We start from the raw sequence: 22100 nt of genomic DNA, 5'->3' as shown, positions 1-22100 counted from the left end.
TCACTCGCCGGGAGGTGTGCTTTCGGCCAGCAGGCAGAGCGTGTCCACCCGGGCCGGGGAGAGCGGATCGCGCGGTTGCGGCAGCGGCCAGCCGTACAGCCAGCGAGCGCTGGCGGCGCAGGTTCTGCCCTGACACGCGCCCATCCCGCAGCGCGTCGCGAGTTTCGCCTGCCGCCAGTCGCTTTCCTGCGCGACATCGCCGCAGCGCACGTCTTCGCAGCGGCACAGCAGGGTTTCCGGCGTCGCCGCGGCTTTCAGATGTTCGCCGAGGGTAAACGTGCGGTTGACGGCATTTGCAAATCGCTGCCAGCGGGCCCGTTCGCTAAAAACGGCTTTCGCCTGCGCCGCGTCGCCTGCGGCGGCATAACCCGCAATTTTCCCTTCGGCCAGCGCCAGTTCGCTGCCGCCAAATCCGGTACATTCACCCGCTGCGTAGATATTCGTCACTGAGGTGTTTTGCCAGCGGTTCACCGCCACCGCGTCGTGGACAATCGAGCAGCCAAACAGCAGGGCGGGCTCCAGGTTGGGGATAAGCCCATAGCCGATAGCCAGACGGGTACAGGCGATTCGGCGCTCCGCCCCAAGGCGTCGCACGGTGATGCCGGTCAACGCGTTTTCCCCATGGGCCGCAATGACCTGGCTGTGGGTCTGGTATCGGGGCACTCCCAGGCTGAACAGCTGGCGTAGTTTATCCGGCCAGCGCCAGAGGCCCGCGCCAAAGCGCGTCAGCGCGGCGAACGGCGCCTGCTCGACCAGCGCCACGACCTGCCCTCCCGCGCGGCGGACGCTGTCGGCGACCGCCAGCAGCAGCGGGCCGCTCCCGGCCACCACCACGCGTTCGTTATCCAGCCGCAGACCATGTTTGATTTGCGCCTGCAGCCCGCCAGCGCCGGTGACGCCGGGCAGCGTCCAGCCGGGAAACGGCAGCGACAGTTCACGCGCGCCGCAGCAGAGGATAAGTTTTTTCCAGTGGACCACGGCTGCGCTTTCCGCTGTCTCAAACAGCAGGCTGCGCGGGGTGGGGCGGGCAACCAACCGCACGCCGTTGAGCTGTTCGATACGGGGTTCCGCTGCCACCGCCTCCCGGTAACGGCGCGCCAGCGGGGGCAGCGTAACCTGCGGGCCGTCGCGCCAGATTTGCCCGCCAGGGCGCGGGTTATCGTCCAGGATAATGACCTGCTTACCGCTGCGGGCCGCCGCCAGCGCTGCCGCCAGCCCTGCAGGACCGGCCCCGATAATGGCGATATCACACTGCCACGTTTTCATGAAGGCTCCTTTCAATCCGCATGTCCGCCAGGCATAGCGTCTGGCAGGCTAATACCCGTCGTCCGTTTACCGTGACCCGGCACTCCTGGCATACGCCCATCCCGCAAAACGGCGCGCGCGGCTGACCGCTGACCGAGACGCGGGTGAGCGCATTCCCCGCCCAGGCCAGCGCCGCGGCGACGCTGATGCCGTCGGGAACCTCGCACGGGGCGCCATCGATATACACGCAAAGAGAGTGGGTCATGCGGTGGCCTCCTCAGGAAACAGGCGCGCGGGAAGCCAGGCATCAGGCGCGACGGGGCTGGGCTCTTCCAGCAATTGCGCCGCCAGCAGATGCGCCGTGGCTGGCGCGGTGGTGACGCCAAGGCCCTCGTGGCCCAGCGCCAGCCAGACGCCGCGCCGCGACGGATGAGGGCCGATCAGCGGATTGCCGTCCAGCGAGGCGGCGCGGTATCCGCTCCAGCAGCGGATAATCGTGAGGTCGGCAATCGACGGCAGAAAGTGGCGCGCGCGCGCCAGCATGGTGCCCAACAGCGGCAGATCGAGCGCCCGGTCGGTGTTATCAAACTCGCGCGATGAACCGATCAGCAGTTGCCCGGTCGGGCGCGGCTGTACGTTAAAGGCCACCGAGGTGCCGCCCGCATGCGCGCTGGCGCCGTAGCCGAGCTCCACCAACTGGTGGTGCACTGGGGGGCTGTTGCGATCGGTAATGGCCAACTGGCCTTTTTTGGCGCGCAGCCAGTTCTCCTCCAGCAGCGTATTCGCCCCCAGCCCGCAGGCGACCACAATGGCCGCTGCCTGTACGCGCTTACCGCTGTGCAGCAGCACAACAGGTTCTTCAATCGCGCGGGCGCTGTCGTGCAGATGGGTCAACCGCTCTCCGGCATCGGCAATGAACCAGCGCGCGGCGTTGGGGGCGTAAACAATGCTGTCGTCCGGTACCCACAGCCCGCCAGCGAGCCCGGTTCGGAGCAGGGGCTCGCGCTGCGCGACCTGCGCCGCGGTCTGTAGCCCGCTTCGGGTCTGCCGGGCGGCCATCCGGCGCTGTTTTTCATGGGCGACAGCCATATCGGCATCGTTTTCCGCCAGCCACAGGGTGCCGCAGCCGCGCCAGGCGCAATCGTCGGGCAACTGCGGCGTCAGCTCGTGCCAGAGCCGGAGCGACCAGGCGGAGAGCGTGAGTTCCGCCGGATCGTCATCCATACAGACCAGATGCCCCATACCCGCCGCCGTGGCGCCGGGCTGACTGTCGTCGATAAGCGTGACCTGCAGGCCCCGTTTCGCCAACCGCCAGGCGCAGGCGGCGCCAATGATGCCGGCGCCAATGACGATGACATCTCCCGACGTCACAGGGTTATCCCCCAGCAAAAAGGATCGTCAGGGTTGAGGATCAGACGGTTGTCGCCGCACACCCATGCTTCCCCCCGGATGGTCGGTACGACGCGCTCACCCTCAAGGCGAAAGCGGGCGGTGAACTGGCTGCCGATAATACTGGCCTGTCGCCACGATTCTCCCGGTTGCAGCTTGCCGTCTGCGGCAAGACAGGCGAGCTTGGCGCTGGTGCCAGTGCCGCAGGGCGAACGGTCCCAGGCTTTACCCGGACAGAGGACAAAGCTGCGGCTGTCGGCATGGTCGTCCGGTGCAAACAGTTCGATATGGTCAATCACGCCGCCGTTTTCGCCGCAAATGCCTGCCGCTTCCAGCCCTTCGCGGATTGCCCAGGCAAAATCGGTAAGCCTGGGGATCTCGTCGGGCTGAATGGCGAACGGATGGTCGTTAACGAGGAAAAACCAGTTGCCGCCCCAGGCGATATCACCGGTGACGACCCCCTGTGCGGTCTGAACGTTGACCTGCTGACGGAAGCGATACGACGGGACGTTTTCCACGCAGACGCTGCCGTCATCGTGCAGCGTAGCGGTGACATCGCCCACCGGCGTTTCAATTGTGTGTTTTCCGGGTTTGATGCGCCCGAGCCACGCCAGCGAGGCGATAAGCCCGATGGTGCCGTGGCCACACATGTTCAAAAAGCCGCTGTTATTGAAAAAAATGACGCCTGCCGTGGCGTCCGGGGAGACGGGTTCGCACAGCAGCGCGCCAACCAGCACATCGTTGCCGCGAGGTTCCAGAATGATAGCTTTTCGCCAGCGGTCATAATCACGGGCAAAGCGTTCGAGGCGTTCAGCCATGCTGCCGCAGCCCAGGTCCGGAAAGCCGGAAACGATAAGCCGGGTGGGTTCGCCACCGGTATGAGAATCAATGGCCCGGAGTTCAATCTGCGAGCGTGGCACGGTCATGGCAAACCTCGATAAGTTAACTATTTGTTGCTAAATGCTGGCGCAAGCTTTGCGCATCGGCTTGAACATTTTCGGCGTCTGCGATGACGAAATCAGCACAGTGACGTGCCGATGAGAGATGTGGATGCCATAATTATTGATTATTAATCATTATGTTATTTTCTGGATAAACTAAAAAACTGGACCGCGCCAGTGCCTAAAGCAGGAGAAAGTATAAATCTTCACCAGGATCGCAAAACGCGTATTAAGGGCTTGTAGAGTTAATGAAAAGTTACTAAATATCCCTCGTTTTTAGCGATTGAGGAATCGTCATGACCCGTATCCCAGATACCGCACCGGGGCTGTCTCCCCCTGAAGAGACGACGCTGGCGGTCGATGAGTTAAGTCAGATTTGCGAGGGGCTGGCGCGTCAGCGTCCGGAAAATATTCAGGCATTGCTCAACGCCGTGGCGCTGATTGCGCCGCTGCTTAACGCTATCCCGAACGTGGTGTTCTTTATTAAAGATCTCCAGGCCCGTTACCTGATGGTTAACCTGACGCTGGCGCGCCGCTGCGGCTTCAAAAGCGTGTCGTCGCTGCTGGGAAAAACGTCGGCGGATGTCTTTCCCTCCGCGCTGGGGCAAGGCTATACCGAGCAGGATCTGCGGGTGCTGCGTGAGGCGGTGACGCTGCGCGATCAGCTGGAAATGCACCTCTACAATGGTCGGGTGCGCGGCTGGTGCCTGACGCAAAAGCTGGCGTTACGGGACACTCAGGGGCGGGTTATCGGCATGGCAGGGATCTCCCACGATCTCCAGGAGGCGCATGCGCGGCATCCCGCCTGGCAGAAGCTGGCGATCGTCGACGATCATATCCGCCGCCACTACCATCAGCCGATCTCCATGGAGGAGTTAACCGTGCTCAGCGGGATGTCGGTGGCGCAGATCGAACGCTACTGCAAACGGATCTTCCACCTGACTCCCCGGCAGATGATCCACAAGGCGCGACTGGAAAAAGCCACCGAACTGCTGGCGAGCGATACGCCGATTACGGATATTGCCCTGCAATGCGGCTATACCGACCACAGCGCGTTCAGCCGCCAGTTTAAGGCGATGACCGGGTCAACGCCGCGGGATTTCCGCATCACGCTCCAGGGGTGATCCCCCGATTGTGCTGATTTCGTCATCATTGCGCGGGAAAACCGACAAGCCCGGCCGCTCATGAAACGTCAATCTGTCAGTGAAAATTCACCATTTATTCACTTTGACGTAACAAATTGACGACAAGGAAACGATCATGAGCAAAAAAGCGATTCACTGGAGCGGTGTATTCCCGGCAGTCAGCACCCAGTTTCGACACGACTATTCGCTGGATTTAGACGCCACCCATGCGGTAATGAAAAATCTCGTTAAGGACGGCGTTTCCGGTCTGGTGGTGTGCGGCAGCGTCGGGGAAAACACCTCGCTGACCACCCAGGAAAAACTACAGATTATCGAAGTGGCAAAAGACGCGGCGGGCGGCAAAATTCCGGTCATCGCCGGGGTGGCGGAGTTTACGACCGCGTTTGCCCGGCACATGGCCAAAGAAGCTGAGCGCGTCGGCGTGGACGGCATTATGGTGATGCCTGCGCTGGTTTACTCGTCAAAACCGCATGAGACCGCTGCGCATTTTCGCAGTGTGGCGACGGCCACCGACCTGCCCATCATGGTGTACAACAACCCGCCGATTTACAAAAACGACGTCACGCCGGACATTCTCGCCACCCTGGCGGACTGCGACAACATCGTCTGTTTTAAAGATTCCTCTGGCGATACCCGCCGCTTTATCGATCTGCGTAATGCGGTCGGCGATCGCTTCGTGCTGTTTGCCGGATTAGATGATGTGGTGGTGGAGAGCATCGCCGTAGGCGCCGAAGGGTGGATTTCCGGTATGTCCAACGCGTTTCCGCGTGAAGGCGAGACGCTGTTTCGTCTGGCGAAGCAGCAGCGCTTTGATGAAGCGATGGCGCTGTACCGCTGGTTTATGCCGCTGCTGCACCTGGATGCGCGCCCGGACCTGGTGCAGTGCATCAAGCTGTGCGAAGCGCTGTTAGGCCGGGGAAGCGAAGTGACCCGTCCGCCGCGTTTGGCGCTGGAAGGGGCGACCCGTGCGCAGGTGGTGGCGGTTGTCGAGCAGGCGCTGGCGACCCGACCGCAACTGCCGGATGTTGGGCTTTAAGCGCAGGGGCGACTATGACGGAATTTCAGAGCACCCACGGTCAGCAGTTCATTAACGGCCAGCGCACCGCCAGCGGCGAAGCGACGCTTGCGAGCCTGCGGGCGCAGGATGGCGCGCCCGTGGGGCCGCGTTTTTATCCCGCCACGCGTGAAGAGGCGGCGCAGGCCGCGCTGGCAGCCCAACAGGCCTTCCCCCTTTACTCACAAACTGCGCCCGAGGTTCGGGCGCAGTTTCTCGACGCTATCGCCGATGAACTGGACGGTCTGGGGGCGGATTTTTTTGCCATCGTCCATCAGGAAACGGCTTTGCCGCTGGCGCGTCTGCACGGGGAGCGGGCGCGCACCAGCGGCCAACTACGCCTGTTCGCCAACTTACTGCGCCGTGGCGACGTCTTTGGCGCCCGCATCGACACGGCGTTGCCGACGCGACAACCGCTTCCACGCCCGGATTTGCGCCAGTGTCAGACTGCGCTGGGCCCGGTGGCGGTCTTCGGCGCCAGCAACTTTCCGCTGGCCTTTTCCACAGCGGGCGGCGACACCGCTGCCGCGCTGGCGGCCGGTTGTCCGGTGGTGGTGAAAGCGCACCCGGGCCATATGGCGACGGCGGAGCACACGGCGCTGGCGATAACCCGGGCGGTGGAAAAATGCGGTTTGCCGGGCGGTGTGTTTAACCTGATTTTCGGTACCGACATCGGCGCGGAGCTGGTGGTGCATCCGGCGATTCAGGCGGTAGGGTTTACCGGCTCGCTGCGCGGCGGCCATGCGCTGTTCCAGCTGGCGCAGCAGCGCCCGCAGCCGATTCCGGTGTTTGCGGAGATGTCCGCCATTAACCCGCTGATTATCCTGCCTCAGGCGCTGCATGCGCGCGGGCCGTCGCTGGCAAAGGAGCTGGTGGCGTCGTTTACCCTCGGCGCCGGGCAATTCTGCACCAAGCCGGGGCTTATTCTCGCCCTGCGCGGCGAGGCGCAGTCCGCCTTTACGGCAGCGCTGTGCGCGCAGGTAAAGACGACATCCGCGCAGGTGATGCTCAATGCTGGGACGCTGCAACACTATCGCGAAAAGGTCGATGCGCTGGCGTCGCACCCGGCGTTCACGCTGCTGGCGAGCGGCGACGACGCCGACGGTTGCGCCGGGGCGCGTTTGTACCAGACATCGGCCTCGCGGCTGTTGGCAAAAGACCCGCTGCTGCTGGAGGAGGTATTCGGACCGCTGGCGATAGTGGTGACGGTCGACAGCGAGGCGGAACTCTTTGCCGTCATTCATGCGCTACAGGGGCAGTTAACGGCGACGCTGCATGCCGATAGCGACGATCGCGAGCTGGCAGGGCGGTTGCTGCCGCTACTGAGCGAGAAAGCCGGACGGGTGCTGTTTAACGGTTTCCCGACCGGTGTGGAAGTGTGTGACGCGATGGTGCACGGCGGCCCCTGGCCCGCCACGACCGACGCGCGTGGAACGTCCGTGGGGAGCCGCGCCATTGAGCGTTTTCTGCGGCCTGTGTGTTTGCAGAACGCGCCGGATGCGCTGCTGCCGCCTGCGTTGCAGGATGCTAATCCTTTGAACCTGCTGCGCCTGGTGAACGGCCAGTGGACCCGGGAATCTCTTTCCCCCTCTGTTGACTGAAGGGCATTATCATGACCATTCACTCCACGCATGACTCTCAAACCCGCGTTGTCGAGTCGGGAAAATTTAAAAAGCAGCTGACGTTAACGGATTTGACGTTTATTGGCCTGGGCGCCATTTTCGGCTCCGGCTGGCTGTTTGCCGCCAGCCATGTGGCCTCCATCGCCGGTCCGGCGGGAATCGCCTCGTGGGTTATCGGCGGCATTGCGGTGCTGCTGCTGGGCATCGTCTATTGCGAGCTGGGCGCGGCGCTGCCGCGTGCGGGCGGTATTATCCGCTACCCGGTGTTTTCTCATGGCGAGCTGATGGGGTATCTGCTGGGCTTTATTACGCTTATCGCGTTTTCCAGCCTGATCTCCATTGAGATTGTCGCCGCCCGGCAGTACGCCGCCGCCTGGTTTCCGATGCTGACACAGCCGAATTCCAGCGACCCGACGCTGCTTGGCTGGGTGGTGCAGTTTTTGCTGCTGTGTTTTTTCTTTGCCCTGAATTACTACAGCGTCAAGACGTTTGCCCGGTCGAACAACTTCATCAGCGTACTGAAGTTTCTGGTGCCGCTGCTGGTGGTGATCACGCTGTTTGCGTTTTTCAAACCCGAGAACCTGCATGTGCAAGGGGTTGCGCCGTTTGGGATGTCCGGTGTGGAGGCGGCGATCAGCGCCGGTGGAATCATTTTTGCCTATCTTGGTCTGACGCCGATTATCTCCGTCGCCAGCGAAGTGCAAAACCCGCAGCGCACCATTCCGGTGGCGCTGATCCTGTCGGTGGTGCTGTCGACAGTCATTTACGTTCTGCTGCAGGTGGCGTTTCTTGGCAGCATACCGACGTCGATGCTGAGCGGCGGATGGGCGGATATCGGCAAGCAGTTTTCGCTGCCGTACCGTGATATCGCCATCACCCTGGGCATGGGATGGCTGGCGTTTATGGTGGTGTGCGACGCCATCGTCTCGCCGAGCGGCACCGGCAATATCTACATGAACGCCACCCCGCGGGTGATCTATGGCTGGGCGAAAGCGGGCACCTTTTTTAAATCCTTCACCTATATCGATAAAGAGTCCGGCATTCCCCGTCCGGCGCTGTGGCTGACCTTTGGGTTATCCATCTTCTGGACGCTGCCGTTTCCGTCGTGGGAACAGCTTATCAGCGTGGTCTCGGCGGCGCTGGTGTTGAGTTACGCCATCGCGCCGGTGACCGCGGCGGGGCTGCGTCGTAATGCGCCGGATTTGCCGCGCCCGTTCCGCGTCCGCGGTTTCGCTGTGGTCGGCCCGGTGTCGTTTGTCATCTCGGCGTTGATCGTTTTCTGGTCCGGCTGGGGAACGCTGTCGTGGCTGCTTGGGCTGCAAATCGTGATGTTTGTGGTGTACATCCTGTGTAAGTCGAAAGTGCCTGTTCATACCGTCAGCCTGGCGCAGCAGGTGAAATCGTCGCTGTGGCTCATCGCCTTTTATGCCCTGATTATGCTGTTCTCCTGGTTGGGTAGTTTTGGCGGGAGCGGCGCGATTGCTCATCCCTGGGATACGGTTGTGGTGGCGGCGATGTCGCTGGGGATTTACTACTGGGGGGCATATACCTGCTTGCCTCAGGCGAATTTTACCGGTGATGAAGAGGAGTAAAGGGGTCTGCTATGGAAACGGTAACGCTCTCATTACCCGCGGCTTACGCGCTGGCTTATCGGGTGCTCAGGGAGAATGGATTTAATGATGCTCATGCGGCGAGTATCGCCGACAACGTGACGGCCGGGGAGCGCGATGGCTGCGCCTCCCACGGCCTGTGGCGATTGCTGGGCATTGTCGAGACGCGGCGTAAAGGGAAAATATCGGGCGAGGCGTTGCCGGTCGTGTCGGATAAAGCCCCGGCGATCGTCCAGGCGGACGCCCGGGGCGCGTGCTCGTTACTGGCCTATACGCACGCGCTGCCGCTGTTGATTGAAAAAGCGCGGACCAACGGTATTGCGGCGCTGGCGATTAATCGCTGCGTCCACTATTCGGCGCTGTTTGCCGATGTGGAGCCGCTCACCCAGGCCGGGTTGGTGGGGATCGCCTGTACGCCGAACCATGCCTGGGTGGCCCCGGCGGGAGGCGTCCGCCCGCTGTTTGGCACTAACCCGCTGGCGTTCGGCTGGCCGCGTGAAGGCAAACCGCCGTTTATTTTCGATATGGCGACCAGCGCCGCGGCGCGCGGTGAAATTCAGCTGCACCTGAGAAACGGCACGCCGTTGCCGCAGGGATGGGGCATCGACCGGGAAGGGCAGCCGACCACCGATCCTCAGGCGGTGCTGGACGGGGCCATGTTGCCCTTCGGCGGGCACAAAGGCTCGGCGCTGGCCGCGATGATAGAGCTTATCGCCGGGCCGCTTATCGGCGACATGACCAGCGCCGAATCGCTGGCGTGGGACGATGGCGCTGGCGGAGCGCCGTACGGCGGCGAGCTGATTCTGGCGCTTGATCCTGTGCGGTTTCTCGGGGATTCGGCGGCCAGTCACCTGGCGCGGGCCGAGCGGCTGTTTAGCGAACTTCAGGCGCAGGGCGCGCGGCTGCCGGGAGAGCGGCGCTTCCTTGCGCGTCAGCGCAGCGAGCGGGAGGGCGTCACCCTAAGCCGCTCTCTGCATGAGGACATCATCGCCCTCAGCCGCGCAGCGCCGTGAGCAGGCGGCTGAACACCTCCGGCAGCGGTTCGTCATACCATAAGGCGTAGAGATCGGCGGGAATGGTCTCTGCCAGCGTCACAAACGTCACTCCCGGCCAGTGGATCAGGGCGCAGGTTTCCGGCAGCAGCGCTACGCCGTTTCCTGCGCTCACCAGCGCCAGCACGGTCTGTGGTTCAAAGACCTGCTGGACGATGAGCGGGTGAAAACCGTGCTCGACGCAGGCGTCATTCACCTGACGGGCAAAATCCCCCCGGTTAAACGACAGCGAAATAAACGGCCGCTGGGCCAGTTCGGCAAGCGGCACCTGGCGACGGCGCGCCAGCGGGTCGCCCTCATGCACGGCGAGGCGCATCGCTTCGCGGGAAATCAGCTGGCAGCGGATATTCGCCTCCACGCAGGGGATGACGTTGCGGTTGATGGCGATATCGATGGTGCGGGCGCGCAGCGCCTCGATTTGCTGCTGCTGAGAGAGCTCGGTGAGCGTCCAGTTGACGTCAGGGTTGCGCTCGCGAAAGGCCTTCAGCCGGGTGAGCAGCGTGCCCCATATCGCGCTGCCGATGATGCCGATATTGATGTGCTGCTTTTCGCTACGGCCAATCTGGCGTACGTAGTTCAGCGACTGTTCGGTGGCGCTGAGCAGGCGGTCGACCTCGGTTTTCAACACCTTCCCGGCGTGGGTTAATACCACCCTGCGGCTGGAGCGCTCGAACAGATCCACCTCAAGGATCTCCTCCAGTTCTTTGATCTGCATACTGAGCGGCGGCTGGGAGATGTTGAGCCTGGCGGCGGCGCGGCCAAAATGCAGTTCGTCGGCGAGCACCTGAAAATAGCGCAGCATGCGCAGGCGGATGCGGCTGATGGCCTGGGGATCGGTCATGTGTGTCGTCAGATAAGGAGAGGGTGCGACCATTTTTGCCACCCTCTCCCTGGCCTGTCAAACCGCGACGGCGGTCTGGTGCAGACGTTCCGCGTTGCTGCGCAGCACGGCGGCGACCAGCGTCAGCAGCAGCAGACCGTAGGCGATGGTCGCAGTGTTGACCGCGCCGTGCAGGCCGAACCGGCTGTTGACCAACGAGGAGACGCTGGCGAACAGCAGCGTGCCGACGGTGCCGCAGGTGAGCAGCGCGGAAATCAGCGTCGGCGAGCTGCGGCTGACCTGTAGCGAACCGTAGCTCATCAGCCCGGAGAACAGGCCGGAGTTAAAGAAGCCGAAGGCGCCGCAGGCGATCAGAATCAGCGTGCCGTTGGCGCTGTTGGTAATCAGCGCGACCGATGCCATCCCGACCAGGGCGCAGGTCAGCAGGAAGGTGCGCAGCTTCATCCACTTCACCGTGAACTGGTTAAGGAACAGGCCGATGGCTTTGGCGACCCAGTATACGGTGGTGTACAGCGCCGCCTGTTCGGGCTGCATCGCAAAGCGCGACTGCAAATACCCCGGCGTCCACATAGTGAAAATCGGCTCCGCCAGCAGGAACAAGAACAGCGCCAGGCAGATAAGCCACACCGAGATTCCCCACGGTTCTGCGGCGGTTTCGGTATGCTGCGTGTCGGATACCGGCGCTTCCGCGCTCGGGAAGCGGGCGCGCAGCACCAAAAGCAGCATCAGGATGCCCAGGCCGCCCATGATGGCGTACATCGCCATCCAGCTGGCGCCGAGTTTGAACATCCATGCCAACAGGAAGGAGAGCGTCGCCCCCGCCAGGCTGAAGAAAAAGTCGGTAAAAATCAGGCTTGATGAGCGACTTTTTTCATCCGGGTTGATGCGCACTACCAGATAACTGCCGATGGTCATAAAGATACCGCCACAGGCGCCAATCACCGCCACGGCGATGCTGAACAGGGTGAGCGTCGGGGTGGTGAACAGCACGACGCTGATAACGATAGTGAGCAGAGAGGCGATCGCCAGCGGCTTTTGCAGTCCCCATTTTTTCATCAGCAGCCCGCCGAGCATGATCGGCACGAACATGCCGATATTCATCAGCGTGAAGACCTGGCCGATAAAGCTCGGGTCTTTATGAAAGGCGGCGCACAGCGGCCCAAGGACGATGCCCAGGGTCGAGACCAGCGCCCCGACAAAGTAGTAGCTCAGGTACGAGATGGCATTCAGGCTGCCGCGGGAGGTATTTTCTGGCATCTGCGGTTCTCCTGGCGGGCGTGCTGCCCGCCTGTGGCTGTGGGTCAGCGGTAGTTCTTCACGAACTGGCTTATCAGACGGATAAAGTCGTCGGTCACCATGGCGGCGCACTTCAGCGTCTGTTCATGGGATAGCTCAACGTCGCTCAGCCCTTCCGCCATGTTGGTAATGGCGGAGACCGCCAGCACCTTCAGGCCGCAGTGGCGGGCGACAATCACCTCCGGTACCACCGACATCCCCACCACGTCGCCACCCATGTTCTGCATCATGCGGATCTCCGCGGCGGTTTCGAAGTTGGGGCCGGGGTAGGAGACAAATACCCCGTTGTGCAGCGGCAGGTTCAGCGCGCGGGCAGTGGCGTGCAGCTGCTGGCGCAGGTCGCGGTCGTAGGCGTTGGCGAGGCTGAAGAAGCGCGGGCCGAAGCGGTCGTCGTTCGGGCCGACCAGCGGCGTTGACGGCATGGTGTTGATGTGGTCGCTCAGCGCCACCAATGAGCCTGCCGGGATATCGGTATTCAGCGACCCGGCGGCGTTGGTGCAGAACAGGAATTCGCAGCCGAGCAGTTTAAAGGTGCGCACCGCGTGGGTCATGATGCCCATCCCGACGCCTTCATAAAAATGGCCGCGACCCTTCATGCACAGCAGGTCGACGCCGTGCAGGCTGCCCATCACCACCTCACCGGCGTGGCCGATGACGGTGCTGACCGGAAAGCCCGGCAACTCCTCATACGAGATGACGGTTTTGTTTTCCAGCTTGTCGGCCAGCGCGCCGAGGCCGGAGCCGAGGATCATCGCTATCCGCGGCGCAAAGTCCGGCTTCGCGGCACGCAGGATCTCGGCGGCGTCATACGGGGCATCGTTAAACATCGAACGGGACATAAGGCACTCCTGAATAGCGTGGTTTGCGCTTATTCTCGAAGGGCAACGATTTGGCTTCCAATATGATTAACGCGCGTATTGATTCGTGTTTTGTATTGATGAGGGGTGGGAAGGTGGAAATTCAAGGGGTTAGGGCAGGCAGAGGGAAGGACAGGGAGGGAAAATGGGGAAGGAAGTGTGATGGGGGTCACTGGAGGGATAGTTATTCTTTCTGATAGCGTAATGTTTTTTCTAAAATAATAGATGAATATCAATTAATTAAATATATTAATTGCATTATAAATATACGCTTTATGTATTTATGGAGTTTTAAATAATTATTTGTCATTATTCTTGATATTAAGAGTATGATACTTGGTCACTAAAAAAAACAGGGCTATTGAATGGATACAGTAGAGGAGTTAAACGGAACGTATTTCTATGATGGCTCATCGAACCTGAGTGCTGGTGAGTTATTCTTCTGGATCATGATAGATGAGACCCTTGACCATTTCGGTATTTCAGATATAGCGGCAGTAACAGGTGTCTATCTCGGTTCAAACAGTGTAACTGTTGCAGGTAAGCTCGCAGGCGCAACACCTGGGACATCGGTAGCATCGATCTATTCAAGAAAGTTATTCCGTGATCGTATGATGCCAGTCAGATTACCGACATGGATTGGTTATCCTCCACATGCTAAAAGAGTAATGACTCAACGACTTGGCACGTTTGTCGGTAGAACTATTCCTGTTATAGGGTGGGTTGTTCTTGCAGTTGATGTATCCACTATTACATTTAAAGCAGTAAACAAATTTAACATCATTGCACATCCTTCTGATCGTTTATGGTAGGTGCTGTATGAATAATTCGGTTGACATAGAAAAGCAGGTAATGGACTGGTATCAAAAGAACTGGAATAAACCTGTATTTCCCTTTTTCAGACGTCCAGTTTTGACGATGGAAACCAGCTTGTCAACGGGGGAATACCCATGGGCAAATGTGGATGCACAAGAAATTCTTGAGTCATTTTTTTCTGAGTTTCGGGTAGAAAAAAGAGGCTTTTCATTCATCAAATATTGGCCCAACGAAGAAACGTTTATGCCGCTGAATTTTTTACGCCCAAAAAATGAAAAATGGCACAGGACTGAACCTGTACCATTAACATTAAAAATGCTTGTGGAGTCAGCAAAAGCAGGTCACTGGCTTTATGATTAATCAAAGGAGTTAAAAATGGCAATTCCCTCACACTTATGGCTCAAAGACGATGGTGGTGCGCTTATTAAAGGTTCGTCAGATGTGATGAATCGTGAAGGAAGTATAGAAATCATAGGGTTTGGTCACGGTCTTCATATTCCTACAGACAACAACACAGGGAGGATTACGGGAACCCGCATTCATGCCCCAATGGTGATTGAAAAAGAATTTGATAGCTCAACCCCTTATCTCTACAAAGCCGTAGCTACGGGGCAATCTCTGCAAAGTGCTGAAATAAAATGGTATAGAATAAATGATGCAGGGCAGGAAGTAGAATATTTCAATATGCTGCTTGAGGGGGTGAAAATTGTTTCTGTAATTCCTGTCATGTACAACACTAAAACAGTAGAAAAGTGTAATCACATGGAGCGCGTTGAATTCCGATACGAGAGGATTACATGGAAATACTGTGATGGGAATATTCAATATACTGACGCATGGAATGAAAGGGTTACGGTCTAGGCTAGAAAAACCTCTTTGGTAGGTTAATGTATCGGCAAAAGGCGATATATGAGCGGCGTGATCGCCTTTTCTCTGTATGAGTGATTTATATGTATATCTGACGTCCCCCGATAATCCTGATGCCACCGGGGGAGTATTGTTATCAACGGAAGGTGTTTTTATTCCGCTCTACCATGGCGATAAATTCCAGGATTTGCTGCTGCTTGCGGTTCGACAGCGCCTGCACGCGGCGAAACGCGTCTTCCAGCGTCGGTTCCATGGTTTTGGCGGTCAGCACAATGCACTCTTCCATCACCCGCACCTCCAGCTTTCTGCCGGTGGTAAACCCTGCTTTTGCCAGCCACTGGCCTTTTAAAATCAGTGCCGGTATGCGGTCGTGCTTCGGGTAGTTGGTGATATAGGCCACCGTGTAACTGCGCAGCGTGGAAGGAAACACTACAGGTTTGGCGAGTTCTGCAATAGAATCGAAGTCAGTCATGGTCTCTATTCTCAGTCAATAGGGGTTGTGATGAGCGATGTGGCCGTGTTGCAGCACGGCCACATCGCGCTAAATACCTGTTTATATCATCAGAAAATAAAGAGACAGTCCAGCTGAAAATAAAACGTAATGGGAATAAATCGGCGTATTCTTCTGAATGCAAAACGAATGTTTCTTAATGATCTGAAAACAGACTGGGTAATAATATACACCCTATGCATTGGGCCTTTCGATAATATTTCAGGGCCCAATGTGAACAGGCGTTATATTTACAGTCTTGCCATCTGATGCTGTTTAAAATGCTCTGCCTGCGCCAGCACGCCCATATACATATCATCATTCGCCACCGGCGGGAACTTGTGCTTATACAACAGGATAAGCTCTACTTTGAGTTTTGCTTTGATGTCGTCGCGTTGGCTCCAGTCCGGTTACTTTGAGGTGTTATCCACTACGGCCTTCATCTCTTTCGCGAGCGTCAGCATCTTTTCGTCGTCATAGGTGAACTGATACTTGTCGTGCATAGTCTTGATCTCTGCAATGGTGGCAACCTTGCAGCACCCGGCCTGGTCTTCGTACTGCGCCAGTTTGCTGTCGCCGCGCTTAACGCGCTCGGCCAGCTCTTCCGGCGTGCTGCGCCAGGTGTGGCCGTCAGCTCCTGACCGTACAGCGCGATATCACGGCTTTTCCCCTGGCGGTATCCCATAATGTATCTTCAAAGCCTTTCTTTACTTTGGCTTTTTTTGTTGGTGCTTTGGCCATGATGAACTCGTTCTGGAAAAATTTTGTCGTTATTGTAGCGACAAAAGCGCTGAATTTCTGCTTTCCGTCAGACTAAACGTTGCTGGCATCAGTAAGCGGGAGCTCAGTAGGCTGCTGCCCGTCTCGAACGGAACCACCCACAGGCGCAGCGTTTTTCCACCGGAATGGTGGTACTCAAAGGGATGCGCCAACGGGGCGGAAAACCCCTCATGCTTCGGATAAATGAGCAGCATATCGCCTTCGCCCTGCAGATGATTCACCCCGTAGGCCAGCATCTGGTACAAATCGCTTTGTGACAGGTTGAATTGCGTCTTATCCGTTGCAACGATCTTCCACTTCATATCGCAGAGAACAGGCGATCTTGCGCAACCGGTATGCGGGATAAGACAAATATCGGGTCTGAGCTGAAAAAGGGGAGAGTTACCGTGCTGCACAAGATAGTGCGACCTGGATTGCGCTTTCACCTGCCAGAGTGGATGGCAGTGCTGGCGTAGCCATGCAGTGACGAAGGCTTCGAATACGGCCTCCATCGGGAAGAGTAGCGAGATGGCGTCTGTGTTTCCCTGCATACAATGCGGAGACTCGCCACGCAGAATGAGTCTGGTCCACTCCAATGCCTTTGTGTAGTGCTGCATATGGCGATCAAGTCGAACCTGCTTAAACGCGATCTCGACATTGTGTACTTCAGGAATCGGTTCGAACAGTGCTTGTAACCGACTGAGCGCCTGCAGAAGAACCGGATTACGGGTATAGCCATACACGTTTTCGATGGCGGTTTTGAGCAACCGGTTTTCAGGTCGCTCTACGCGATATTCATCGTATTCCACAAAGAAACGATCACGGCGGACGCTGTTCCATTTTAGCTGCTCGCTGATATGCAATTTACCCTTTAGCCAGGGCAGATTTTCCTGCTGGCGCAGGTAATCATGTTTTAGCCCTTTCTGCACGATAACGTCCAGGCTGGTAATAAATTGTTGAATAAAAACATCCATTAAGGACATTTTGGAGGCCTTCACACTTGCTGATGCGGATTCTATGTGGCGGAAGGCTTTTAGTGTTTTCAGCATCATCAAAAGTTGCTGTCGGGCGAGATTTTTGTCGTCCTGGTATTTGCCTGTTTTTGGTAGTACTTCGATGAATCGTTGCTGGGGGAGGGCTATCACTCCTACGTAGTTTTTGACCTGAATAACCTTCACCCCGTTCAGCGTTCTCAGGGAAAGCAACCGCTGGTCGTCGCTTTCTTTGTCTTTCAGGCAGCGTTGTTCGAGCCAGTTGAACGCTGGCTCGGGGATGGACTCTGCATCGCAGAGCCGTGCTTTATTCTTTTCGCTGACCAGATAACCGTATTCAAAAACGGAGTAAGACGTACCCTGAGTCATCGCCGCTACTCCGTGGTTCCCGTTTGTGCATCGTAGATTTGTTGGTAGGCGCGCGGGTTATCCCAGACGCTATCGTTGTCCTTGCATAGCTGATAACTTACACCTGCCTCCTGTAAATCATCTATCGCGGTTTGGCCGAACAGCGTGGCTAAATCATTCTGGTTTTCCACTGAACGCACGAACCGCAGGGAATCCTCTTTTTTCTGGTTATCGCCGAGCACCAGGCGAATTTTTTGCCAGTCGTTGTAGAAATACTCTTCCAGCAGCGGTAATACTTTATTTTTCATCACGCGTTTCAGTTTTTTAAATGCTTCTGTAGGGTCATCCTTTTCCTGAACAACGGACATGAAGAAGGCATGTCCCAGTGTATGCTCGCTGTCATACAAGGCCTGAATTCTGGCGTTTAATGTGGTCAAGAGCGCTTTAAGATCGATGCCTTGAACCACAGTATCGCTTAACACCGTTGTATCTGGCATCAATGCTTCAAACTCAAAACGACGACGTAGTGCGGTGTCCAGTGCTGTGAGTGAACGGTCAGCTGTATTCATTGTGCCAATCAGGAAGAGATTGTTCGGTACCGAGAAGGGTTTGGAAGAATAAGGCAGGCTAACGCTGAGTGCCTCGCTCTCTCCTGTACGCTTGGACGTTTCAATCAGCGTGATTAATTCTCCAAATATTTTGGAAATATTGCCACGGTTTATTTCATCAATAATTAAGACGTAGTTCTGCTTTTTCTTCGGTGCTGATGATTCTGGCGTGGCGGGAATATGCCAGGTTTGAATCAAATAATTCAGAATGCCGCAAACATACGAGATGTTGTAAATATTTTCTTTTTCGCCTTGATACAGACGACGAATGTTCTCAATGGAGGCGGCATATCCTTTACTGAGTTGATCGTTTTTCGACTGCGACGGGAAAATACGGAAGGTACTGTTATTGGCATAGGAAACGCGAAACAGGCTACCGTTAGTGGTTTTGAGCGTCACCTCACCCTGTTCTGCACATTGTGCTTTGAATTGCTCAATTGCATCATCCAACGCGAGTTGTACAGTGGCGTCGCCAAAGGTTGCATCTTCACAGATTTGCTTAAAGACGCCGGGCTTAATGTCGTAGCGAACGCTACCATCGTCGTTGGTTTCCGCTCGCAGCCCCTCAATAAACTCTTCGTAGCCAAAACTTTGGTGGAACGTAATAAAGCGAACGCGTTTTTTCCCAGTGAGTGAGTCGTAGATTTTTTTGAGTTCGTTACGGCGTTCCGTCTTTTCTTTTCCATCCAGTCGTGTGAAGGCTTCTGGTTCGCAGGCTCGCACGGCGATTTCTATAGTTTTGTAGGTTTTTCCTGTTCCTGGTGGGCCATACAGAATCAGGTTTTTAGGGGGAAGAATATCGTCAGGAGCGAAACCTTGACCTTCATCATCAGATGTCGAGGAACTACTTTCCATAACGGCATTGCTGTCATCTTCTATCTCTAACTCATAGAGATGCCAGAGTGACATATTGAGTTCTATATCGTCAGGGTCATTATCGAGCGCTTGGCGAAGTCTGGTTTTTAACGCGAGATTTAATGTAAACCATCTTAGTGGAGACCACTCGCCGACCTCTGGCAGCCCAAGCTGGAAGTAGTTATTGCAATAGCTATAGACTCGAAAGAAAACACCTTCATTGATAATGCTTGTTATCTGAGTAGGGTAGAAGGCAGCAAACGTGCGGCTACATAATGCACGATAAAATTTCTTAAGCTTGCCCTGGTCTTTCAATGACTGTAAGCGTTTATGGGCTTGCTCAAAAACATCGATCGTACAACCAGAGGCGATGAGTTTTGTAAGCTCTCGCAGATCATCCTTCGCATGAATAAATTCTTCATGGGACATACCGCCCTGTCGAAGACTGGCGACTTTGTTGTCGCGGGTATACCAGAGATCCTGAATGGTTTGATCGCTAAAGTCAGGTTTTTCACGCTGAACTCTGGAGGCAATTTCCCGGTATCCCGGTCCCCATTCACTGTTGTGAACACTGTTTTGCTGTGCAAATTGCCGAAAGAAAGGTGCTAAAGATTGCGGGTCCTGTACCATCTGCTTCTCTCTGAGATAGTTCTGCTGTGTGATAGATAAGAGTTATACCAGAACAGCAAAGGAATTGCGTTTACCATAACAGGTGGGGGGAATCACCTGACGCGCAGCAACGTTTCCACCCGATGTCATTTTCCTGACACTTTGGTTCATTACGGTGTTAGCTCCTCATCAAGGACGCTAACAATATGAAAATCAAAATTATTCCTCTGGTAATCGGTTGCACTCTTTCTTTCTCCACGCTGGCGGCAGCGCCGCAGGCCGAGCGCTATGTGGTGAGCTTCCCGCAAGGTTCCCACGTCCGTTATGACGGCGCGTTCGCAAGTGCGTTTCCCAACGGGTTGCCGGTCGGCATTGGTTCAGGTCTGTTGTTTACCGGCAAGCAGGGCGATGCGCTGACGTTTGTCACGATGACCGATCGCGGCCCGAATGCCGATTCGCCCAACGTTGGTAAAAACGAAGCCAAAATCTTCGTCGCGCCGGAGTTTGCGCCGCTGCTGATGAATATTCGCGTGCAGAATGGCAAAGCGCAGGCTATCGATGCCCGTCCCCTGCATGATGAAAAAGGCAATATTAACGGTCTGCCGCTGCAAAGCGGGGTGATTGGATCGACCAACGAAGTGGCGCTCAGCGATACGCTAAAGACGCTGCGCGGCGATAACCGCGGCCTGGATACCGAAGGCATCACGCCGGACGGCAAGGGCGGCTACTGGCTGTGCGATGAGTATGGCCCGTTCCTGATTAACGTCGACCGCCAGGGCAAGATCCTCGCCATGCACGGGCCGCAGGCGGCGGAGGGGGAGACATCCATCGCTGGCGGGCTGCCGAACATACTCAAATGGCGTCAGCCGAACCGTGGGTTTGAAGGTGTCACCCGCATGCCGGACGGGCGCATTATAGCGGCGGTGCAGAGCACGCTGGACATCGACGGCAAGAGCAAAAAAAGCGCGCTATTTACCCGCCTGGTAAGCTTTGACCCAGCGACCGGGAAAACCGCCATGTACGGTTATCCGATAGACCGCGCGGCCTACGCGAAAAACAGCGATGCCAAGGTAGGCGATATCGTGGCGCTCGACAATCAGCACATCCTGATTATCGAGCAGGGCGGCGATAAAGACGGCGCGATGCGCAACCTTATCTATAAAGTGGATCTGAGCAAGGCCAGCGACCTGGCGGCGTTCGACAAGCCTGGCGAATACCCGGAGTTTGCGGATGCTAACGCGCTGGCGGCGCGCGGGATTACGCTTGCCGATAAAACGCTGGCGGTCGATTTGCGCCAGCTTGGCTGGCAGCAGGAAAAAGCCGAGGGGCTGGCGCTTATCGACAGCAGAACGCTGGCGGTGGCCAACGATAACGACTTCGGCGTGAAAACGGGGCTGCAAAACCCGGTTGCGGGCAAGAAGCTTAAGGATTACCGGGTCAACGAGCAGGGCGCGCTTACCGTTGAGGGTAACGCGGTTGCCACCACTATCGGCGTGAAACCGCTGGAGAAGCCGGAGTCGGACAGCGAGCTGTGGGTAGTGACACTGCCTGAAGCGCTGATGTAAATCCCCTCACCCTGACCCTCTCCACTGTGGGGAAGCGGGCTTCGTGCGGTTACGTCATATGACTTTGCGCATTTGCTGAAGCCTGCTTCCAGTTTGGGATCAAAAAATATCAATAATAGTGTGGACACTCCTTTATTTGTATATGCTTTTTTGTATATACAATAAAGGAAGGGTACACTATGCCAACAGAGTTCGAATGGGATGCCAACAAGGCGAAAAGCAACCTGCAAAAGCATGGTGTTCGTTTTGACGATGCGGTTTTGGTTTTCGACGATCCCCGCCACTTATCGCGGCAGGATCGATATGAAAATGGCGAACGCCGCTGGCAAACCATTGGGCTTGTGCATGGCCTGGTGATTATCTTGGTTGCGCACACGGTTCGTTTCGAAAGTGGCGATGAAATTATCAGAATCATCAGCGCGCGAAAGGCTGATCGTAAAGAGAGGAACCGTTATGAGCGTTATTAAACATAAGCGCGGTGGTACGATCACGCTGAGTGCGCAGCAGGAGGCGGAAATAAAAGCCCTGGCGGACAAACCTGACGAGAATATCGACTACAGCGATATTCCTGCAACGGATGATGCGCAGTGGACAGACGCCGTGCGAGGGAAGTTTTATCGTCCATTAAAGACCCAGGCCTCAGTGCGTATTGATGCCGATGTGATGGAATGGCTGAAACGGCCTGGAAAAGGTTATCAGACGCGCCTGAACGCGATTCTGCGTGAAGCGATGCTTCGCGATCGGAATAAGAAATAGCGAGCGTCTGGCGACCTGTTGATGCCCGATAAGCTCAGCGTTATCGGGCATCAGGTTTTACTTCCGTAGCCCTGAGAACGCCGCGCGAATCTCCTCTTCCGGCAGTTGAATGCCGATAAACACCATCACGCTGTGCGGTATTTCATCGCCCCACGGACGGTCCCAGTCGGCGCTATACAGGCGCTGGACGCCCTGGAACAGCAGACGGTTCGGCTCGCCGTCAATCCACAGCATGCCTTTGTAGCGCAGCAATTTGTCGGCAAACGACAGCAGCAGGTTTTCCATCACGCGCGACACCTCGCTGATATCCACCGGGTAATCCAGTTCGACGACGATAGACGACACGTCATTCTGCTTGTCGGCCATAAAGTGGAAGCGGGGTT

Annotated in this window: 23 protein-coding genes and 1 pseudogene; 12 read left to right on the top strand and 12 right to left on the bottom strand. The window is 56.8% G+C overall.

Translation table 11 applies throughout. From position 1 onward, the window contains the following. Genes JO226_RS04765 through JO226_RS04750 form a run of 4 tightly spaced genes read right to left on the bottom strand, consistent with a single transcriptional unit; the run spans nucleotide 1 to nucleotide 3560 of the window. Complete coding sequence (locus tag JO226_RS04765; RefSeq protein WP_293494008.1) at nucleotides 1–1266, bottom strand: FAD-dependent oxidoreductase; 1266 nt, start codon at nucleotides 1264–1266, stop codon at nucleotides 1–3. Next, nucleotides 1247–1510: a 2Fe-2S iron-sulfur cluster-binding protein gene (locus JO226_RS04760; RefSeq protein WP_293494005.1), complete on the bottom strand. Its 264-nt coding sequence runs from the start codon at nucleotides 1508–1510 to the stop codon at nucleotides 1247–1249. The genes JO226_RS04765 and JO226_RS04760 overlap by 20 nt, the downstream gene beginning before the upstream one ends. Then, entirely contained in the window at nucleotides 1507–2616 is a 1110-nt protein-coding gene (locus tag JO226_RS04755) for an FAD-binding oxidoreductase (protein WP_293494002.1), read from the bottom strand. The genes JO226_RS04760 and JO226_RS04755 overlap by 4 nt, the downstream gene beginning before the upstream one ends. Further along, complete coding sequence (locus tag JO226_RS04750) at nucleotides 2613–3560, bottom strand: 4-hydroxyproline epimerase (RefSeq protein ID WP_293493999.1); 948 nt, start codon at nucleotides 3558–3560, stop codon at nucleotides 2613–2615. The genes JO226_RS04755 and JO226_RS04750 overlap by 4 nt, the downstream gene beginning before the upstream one ends. 311 nt (nucleotides 3561–3871) lie before the next feature. Between JO226_RS04750 and JO226_RS04745 the strand changes: the two genes are divergently transcribed. From JO226_RS04745 to JO226_RS04725, 5 genes are all read left to right on the top strand, one after another. Further along, the gene (locus JO226_RS04745) at nucleotides 3872–4699 is read left to right on the top strand and encodes an AraC family transcriptional regulator (RefSeq protein WP_293493996.1); all 828 of its coding nucleotides are present in this window, start codon (nucleotides 3872–3874) and stop codon (nucleotides 4697–4699) included. A gap of 136 nt (nucleotides 4700–4835) precedes the next feature. Next, nucleotides 4836–5756 carry a dihydrodipicolinate synthase family protein gene (locus tag JO226_RS04740; protein ID WP_293493993.1) on the top strand — a complete coding sequence of 307 codons (921 nt, stop codon included), beginning with the start codon at nucleotides 4836–4838 and terminating at the stop codon, nucleotides 5754–5756. A gap of 14 nt (nucleotides 5757–5770) precedes the next feature. Beyond that, nucleotides 5771–7375, top strand: a complete 1605-nt coding sequence (locus JO226_RS04735) for an aldehyde dehydrogenase (NADP(+)) (protein ID WP_293493990.1) — start codon at nucleotides 5771–5773, stop codon at nucleotides 7373–7375. 11 nt (nucleotides 7376–7386) lie between these two features. Then, the gene (locus JO226_RS04730; RefSeq protein ID WP_293493987.1) at nucleotides 7387–8988 is read left to right on the top strand and encodes an APC family permease; all 1602 of its coding nucleotides are present in this window, start codon (nucleotides 7387–7389) and stop codon (nucleotides 8986–8988) included. An 11-nt stretch (nucleotides 8989–8999) separates the two neighbouring features. Then, the gene (locus tag JO226_RS04725; RefSeq protein WP_293493985.1) at nucleotides 9000–10019 is read left to right on the top strand and encodes an Ldh family oxidoreductase; all 1020 of its coding nucleotides are present in this window, start codon (nucleotides 9000–9002) and stop codon (nucleotides 10017–10019) included. On the opposite strand, the gene JO226_RS04720 is transcribed toward JO226_RS04725, so the two are convergent. Genes JO226_RS04720 through xapA form a run of 3 tightly spaced genes read right to left on the bottom strand, consistent with a single transcriptional unit; the run spans nucleotide 10000 to nucleotide 13034 of the window. Beyond that, nucleotides 10000–10932 carry a LysR family transcriptional regulator gene (locus JO226_RS04720; RefSeq protein ID WP_293493982.1) on the bottom strand — a complete coding sequence of 311 codons (933 nt, stop codon included), beginning with the start codon at nucleotides 10930–10932 and terminating at the stop codon, nucleotides 10000–10002. The two genes, JO226_RS04725 and JO226_RS04720, sit on opposite strands and share 20 nt — an antisense overlap. 24 nt (nucleotides 10933–10956) lie before the next feature. After that, nucleotides 10957–12156 (bottom strand): MFS transporter TsgA, encoded by a 1200-nt coding sequence (gene tsgA / locus JO226_RS04715; RefSeq protein WP_293493979.1) that lies wholly within the window; start codon nucleotides 12154–12156, stop codon nucleotides 10957–10959. Nucleotides 12157–12200: 44 nt separating this feature from the next. Further along, nucleotides 12201–13034, bottom strand: a complete 834-nt coding sequence (gene xapA, locus JO226_RS04710; RefSeq protein ID WP_293493976.1) for a xanthosine phosphorylase — start codon at nucleotides 13032–13034, stop codon at nucleotides 12201–12203. A gap of 383 nt (nucleotides 13035–13417) precedes the next feature. Here xapA and JO226_RS04705 point away from each other — a divergent pair, with 383 nt between their 5' ends. The 3 genes from JO226_RS04705 to JO226_RS04695 are packed head-to-tail and all read left to right on the top strand — an operon-like array spanning nucleotide 13418 to nucleotide 14729. Beyond that, entirely contained in the window at nucleotides 13418–13864 is a 447-nt protein-coding gene (locus JO226_RS04705) for an STM2901 family protein (protein ID WP_293493973.1), read from the top strand. 7 nt (nucleotides 13865–13871) lie between these two features. After that, nucleotides 13872–14228, top strand: coding sequence for a DUF1493 family protein (locus tag JO226_RS04700; protein ID WP_293493971.1), 357 nt, complete (start codon nucleotides 13872–13874; stop codon nucleotides 14226–14228). Nucleotides 14229–14243: 15 nt separating this feature from the next. Beyond that, nucleotides 14244–14729, top strand: coding sequence for an Hcp family type VI secretion system effector (locus tag JO226_RS04695; RefSeq protein WP_293493968.1), 486 nt, complete (start codon nucleotides 14244–14246; stop codon nucleotides 14727–14729). A gap of 142 nt (nucleotides 14730–14871) precedes the next feature. Here JO226_RS04695 and JO226_RS04690 read toward each other — a convergent pair whose 3' ends face one another. Together JO226_RS04690 and JO226_RS04685 are read right to left on the bottom strand one after the other, a co-directional pair. Beyond that, nucleotides 14872–15207 (bottom strand): SymE family type I addiction module toxin, encoded by a 336-nt coding sequence (locus tag JO226_RS04690; protein ID WP_293493966.1) that lies wholly within the window; start codon nucleotides 15205–15207, stop codon nucleotides 14872–14874. A gap of 269 nt (nucleotides 15208–15476) precedes the next feature. Further along, nucleotides 15477–15722, bottom strand: a pseudogene (locus tag JO226_RS04685) (type I restriction enzyme endonuclease domain-containing protein); the annotation flags it as partial. A gap of 22 nt (nucleotides 15723–15744) precedes the next feature. Between JO226_RS04685 and JO226_RS04680 the strand changes: the two are divergent. Then, nucleotides 15745–15912: a hypothetical protein gene (locus tag JO226_RS04680; protein ID WP_293493964.1), complete on the top strand. Its 168-nt coding sequence runs from the start codon at nucleotides 15745–15747 to the stop codon at nucleotides 15910–15912. Between the two features lie 83 nt (nucleotides 15913–15995). Here JO226_RS04680 and JO226_RS04675 read toward each other — a convergent pair whose 3' ends face one another. Both JO226_RS04675 and JO226_RS04670 read right to left on the bottom strand, forming a co-directional pair. Next, nucleotides 15996–17345, bottom strand: a complete 1350-nt coding sequence (locus tag JO226_RS04675; protein ID WP_293493961.1) for a restriction endonuclease — start codon at nucleotides 17343–17345, stop codon at nucleotides 15996–15998. Between the two features lie 5 nt (nucleotides 17346–17350). Next, a complete protein-coding gene (locus JO226_RS04670; protein ID WP_293493958.1) occupies nucleotides 17351–19417 on the bottom strand; it encodes an AAA family ATPase in 2067 nt (688 codons plus the stop codon). Nucleotides 19418–19602: 185 nt separating this feature from the next. On the opposite strand from JO226_RS04670, the gene JO226_RS04665 reads away from it, so the two are divergent. The 3 genes from JO226_RS04665 to JO226_RS04655 all read left to right on the top strand — a co-directional run bounded on the left by JO226_RS04665 (nucleotide 19603) and on the right by JO226_RS04655 (nucleotide 21717). After that, entirely contained in the window at nucleotides 19603–20961 is a 1359-nt protein-coding gene (locus tag JO226_RS04665; RefSeq protein WP_293493955.1) for an esterase-like activity of phytase family protein, read from the top strand. 179 nt (nucleotides 20962–21140) lie between these two features. Then, on the top strand, nucleotides 21141–21428 hold the full coding sequence (locus JO226_RS04660) for a BrnT family toxin (protein ID WP_293493952.1): 288 nt from the start codon (nucleotides 21141–21143) through the stop codon (nucleotides 21426–21428). Then, nucleotides 21415–21717: a BrnA antitoxin family protein gene (locus JO226_RS04655; RefSeq protein WP_293493949.1), complete on the top strand. Its 303-nt coding sequence runs from the start codon at nucleotides 21415–21417 to the stop codon at nucleotides 21715–21717. The genes JO226_RS04660 and JO226_RS04655 overlap by 14 nt, the downstream gene beginning before the upstream one ends. Before the next feature lie 57 nt (nucleotides 21718–21774). On the opposite strand, the gene JO226_RS04650 is transcribed toward JO226_RS04655, so the two are convergent. Beyond that, the coding region (locus JO226_RS04650) for a GTP-binding protein (RefSeq protein ID WP_293493946.1) at nucleotides 21775–22100 on the bottom strand (326 nt) is incomplete at its 5' end.

The organism is Pluralibacter sp., from assembly GCF_019237635.1.
GTDB lineage: Bacteria > Pseudomonadota > Gammaproteobacteria > Enterobacterales > Enterobacteriaceae > Enterobacter_B.
Note: the sequence above shows the minus strand (reverse complement) of the source record. Positions and strands in the feature narration are given on the sequence as shown.

Coding starts and splice junctions, on each gene's coding strand:
- JO226_RS04765 (WP_293494008.1), bottom strand. CDS start 1,266: ATGAAAACGTGGCAGTGTGATATCGCCATTATCGGGGCCGGTCCTGCA.
- JO226_RS04760 (WP_293494005.1), bottom strand. CDS start 1,510: ATGACCCACTCTCTTTGCGTGTATATCGATGGCGCCCCGTGCGAGGTT.
- JO226_RS04750 (WP_293493999.1), bottom strand. CDS start 3,560: ATGACCGTGCCACGCTCGCAGATTGAACTCCGGGCCATTGATTCTCAT.
- JO226_RS04745 (WP_293493996.1), top strand. CDS start 3,872: ATGACCCGTATCCCAGATACCGCACCGGGGCTGTCTCCCCCTGAAGAG.
- JO226_RS04740 (WP_293493993.1), top strand. CDS start 4,836: ATGAGCAAAAAAGCGATTCACTGGAGCGGTGTATTCCCGGCAGTCAGC.
- JO226_RS04735 (WP_293493990.1), top strand. CDS start 5,771: ATGACGGAATTTCAGAGCACCCACGGTCAGCAGTTCATTAACGGCCAG.
- JO226_RS04730 (WP_293493987.1), top strand. CDS start 7,387: ATGACCATTCACTCCACGCATGACTCTCAAACCCGCGTTGTCGAGTCG.
- JO226_RS04725 (WP_293493985.1), top strand. CDS start 9,000: ATGGAAACGGTAACGCTCTCATTACCCGCGGCTTACGCGCTGGCTTAT.
- JO226_RS04720 (WP_293493982.1), bottom strand. CDS start 10,932: ATGGTCGCACCCTCTCCTTATCTGACGACACACATGACCGATCCCCAG.
- tsgA (WP_293493979.1), bottom strand. CDS start 12,156: ATGCCAGAAAATACCTCCCGCGGCAGCCTGAATGCCATCTCGTACCTG.
- xapA (WP_293493976.1), bottom strand. CDS start 13,034: ATGTCCCGTTCGATGTTTAACGATGCCCCGTATGACGCCGCCGAGATC.
- JO226_RS04705 (WP_293493973.1), top strand. CDS start 13,418: ATGGATACAGTAGAGGAGTTAAACGGAACGTATTTCTATGATGGCTCA.
- JO226_RS04700 (WP_293493971.1), top strand. CDS start 13,872: ATGAATAATTCGGTTGACATAGAAAAGCAGGTAATGGACTGGTATCAA.
- JO226_RS04695 (WP_293493968.1), top strand. CDS start 14,244: ATGGCAATTCCCTCACACTTATGGCTCAAAGACGATGGTGGTGCGCTT.
- JO226_RS04690 (WP_293493966.1), bottom strand. CDS start 15,207: ATGACTGACTTCGATTCTATTGCAGAACTCGCCAAACCTGTAGTGTTT.
- JO226_RS04680 (WP_293493964.1), top strand. CDS start 15,745: ATGGTGGCAACCTTGCAGCACCCGGCCTGGTCTTCGTACTGCGCCAGT.
- JO226_RS04675 (WP_293493961.1), bottom strand. CDS start 17,345: ATGACTCAGGGTACGTCTTACTCCGTTTTTGAATACGGTTATCTGGTC.
- JO226_RS04670 (WP_293493958.1), bottom strand. CDS start 19,417: ATGGTACAGGACCCGCAATCTTTAGCACCTTTCTTTCGGCAATTTGCA.
- JO226_RS04665 (WP_293493955.1), top strand. CDS start 19,603: ATGAAAATCAAAATTATTCCTCTGGTAATCGGTTGCACTCTTTCTTTC.
- JO226_RS04660 (WP_293493952.1), top strand. CDS start 21,141: ATGCCAACAGAGTTCGAATGGGATGCCAACAAGGCGAAAAGCAACCTG.
- JO226_RS04655 (WP_293493949.1), top strand. CDS start 21,415: ATGAGCGTTATTAAACATAAGCGCGGTGGTACGATCACGCTGAGTGCG.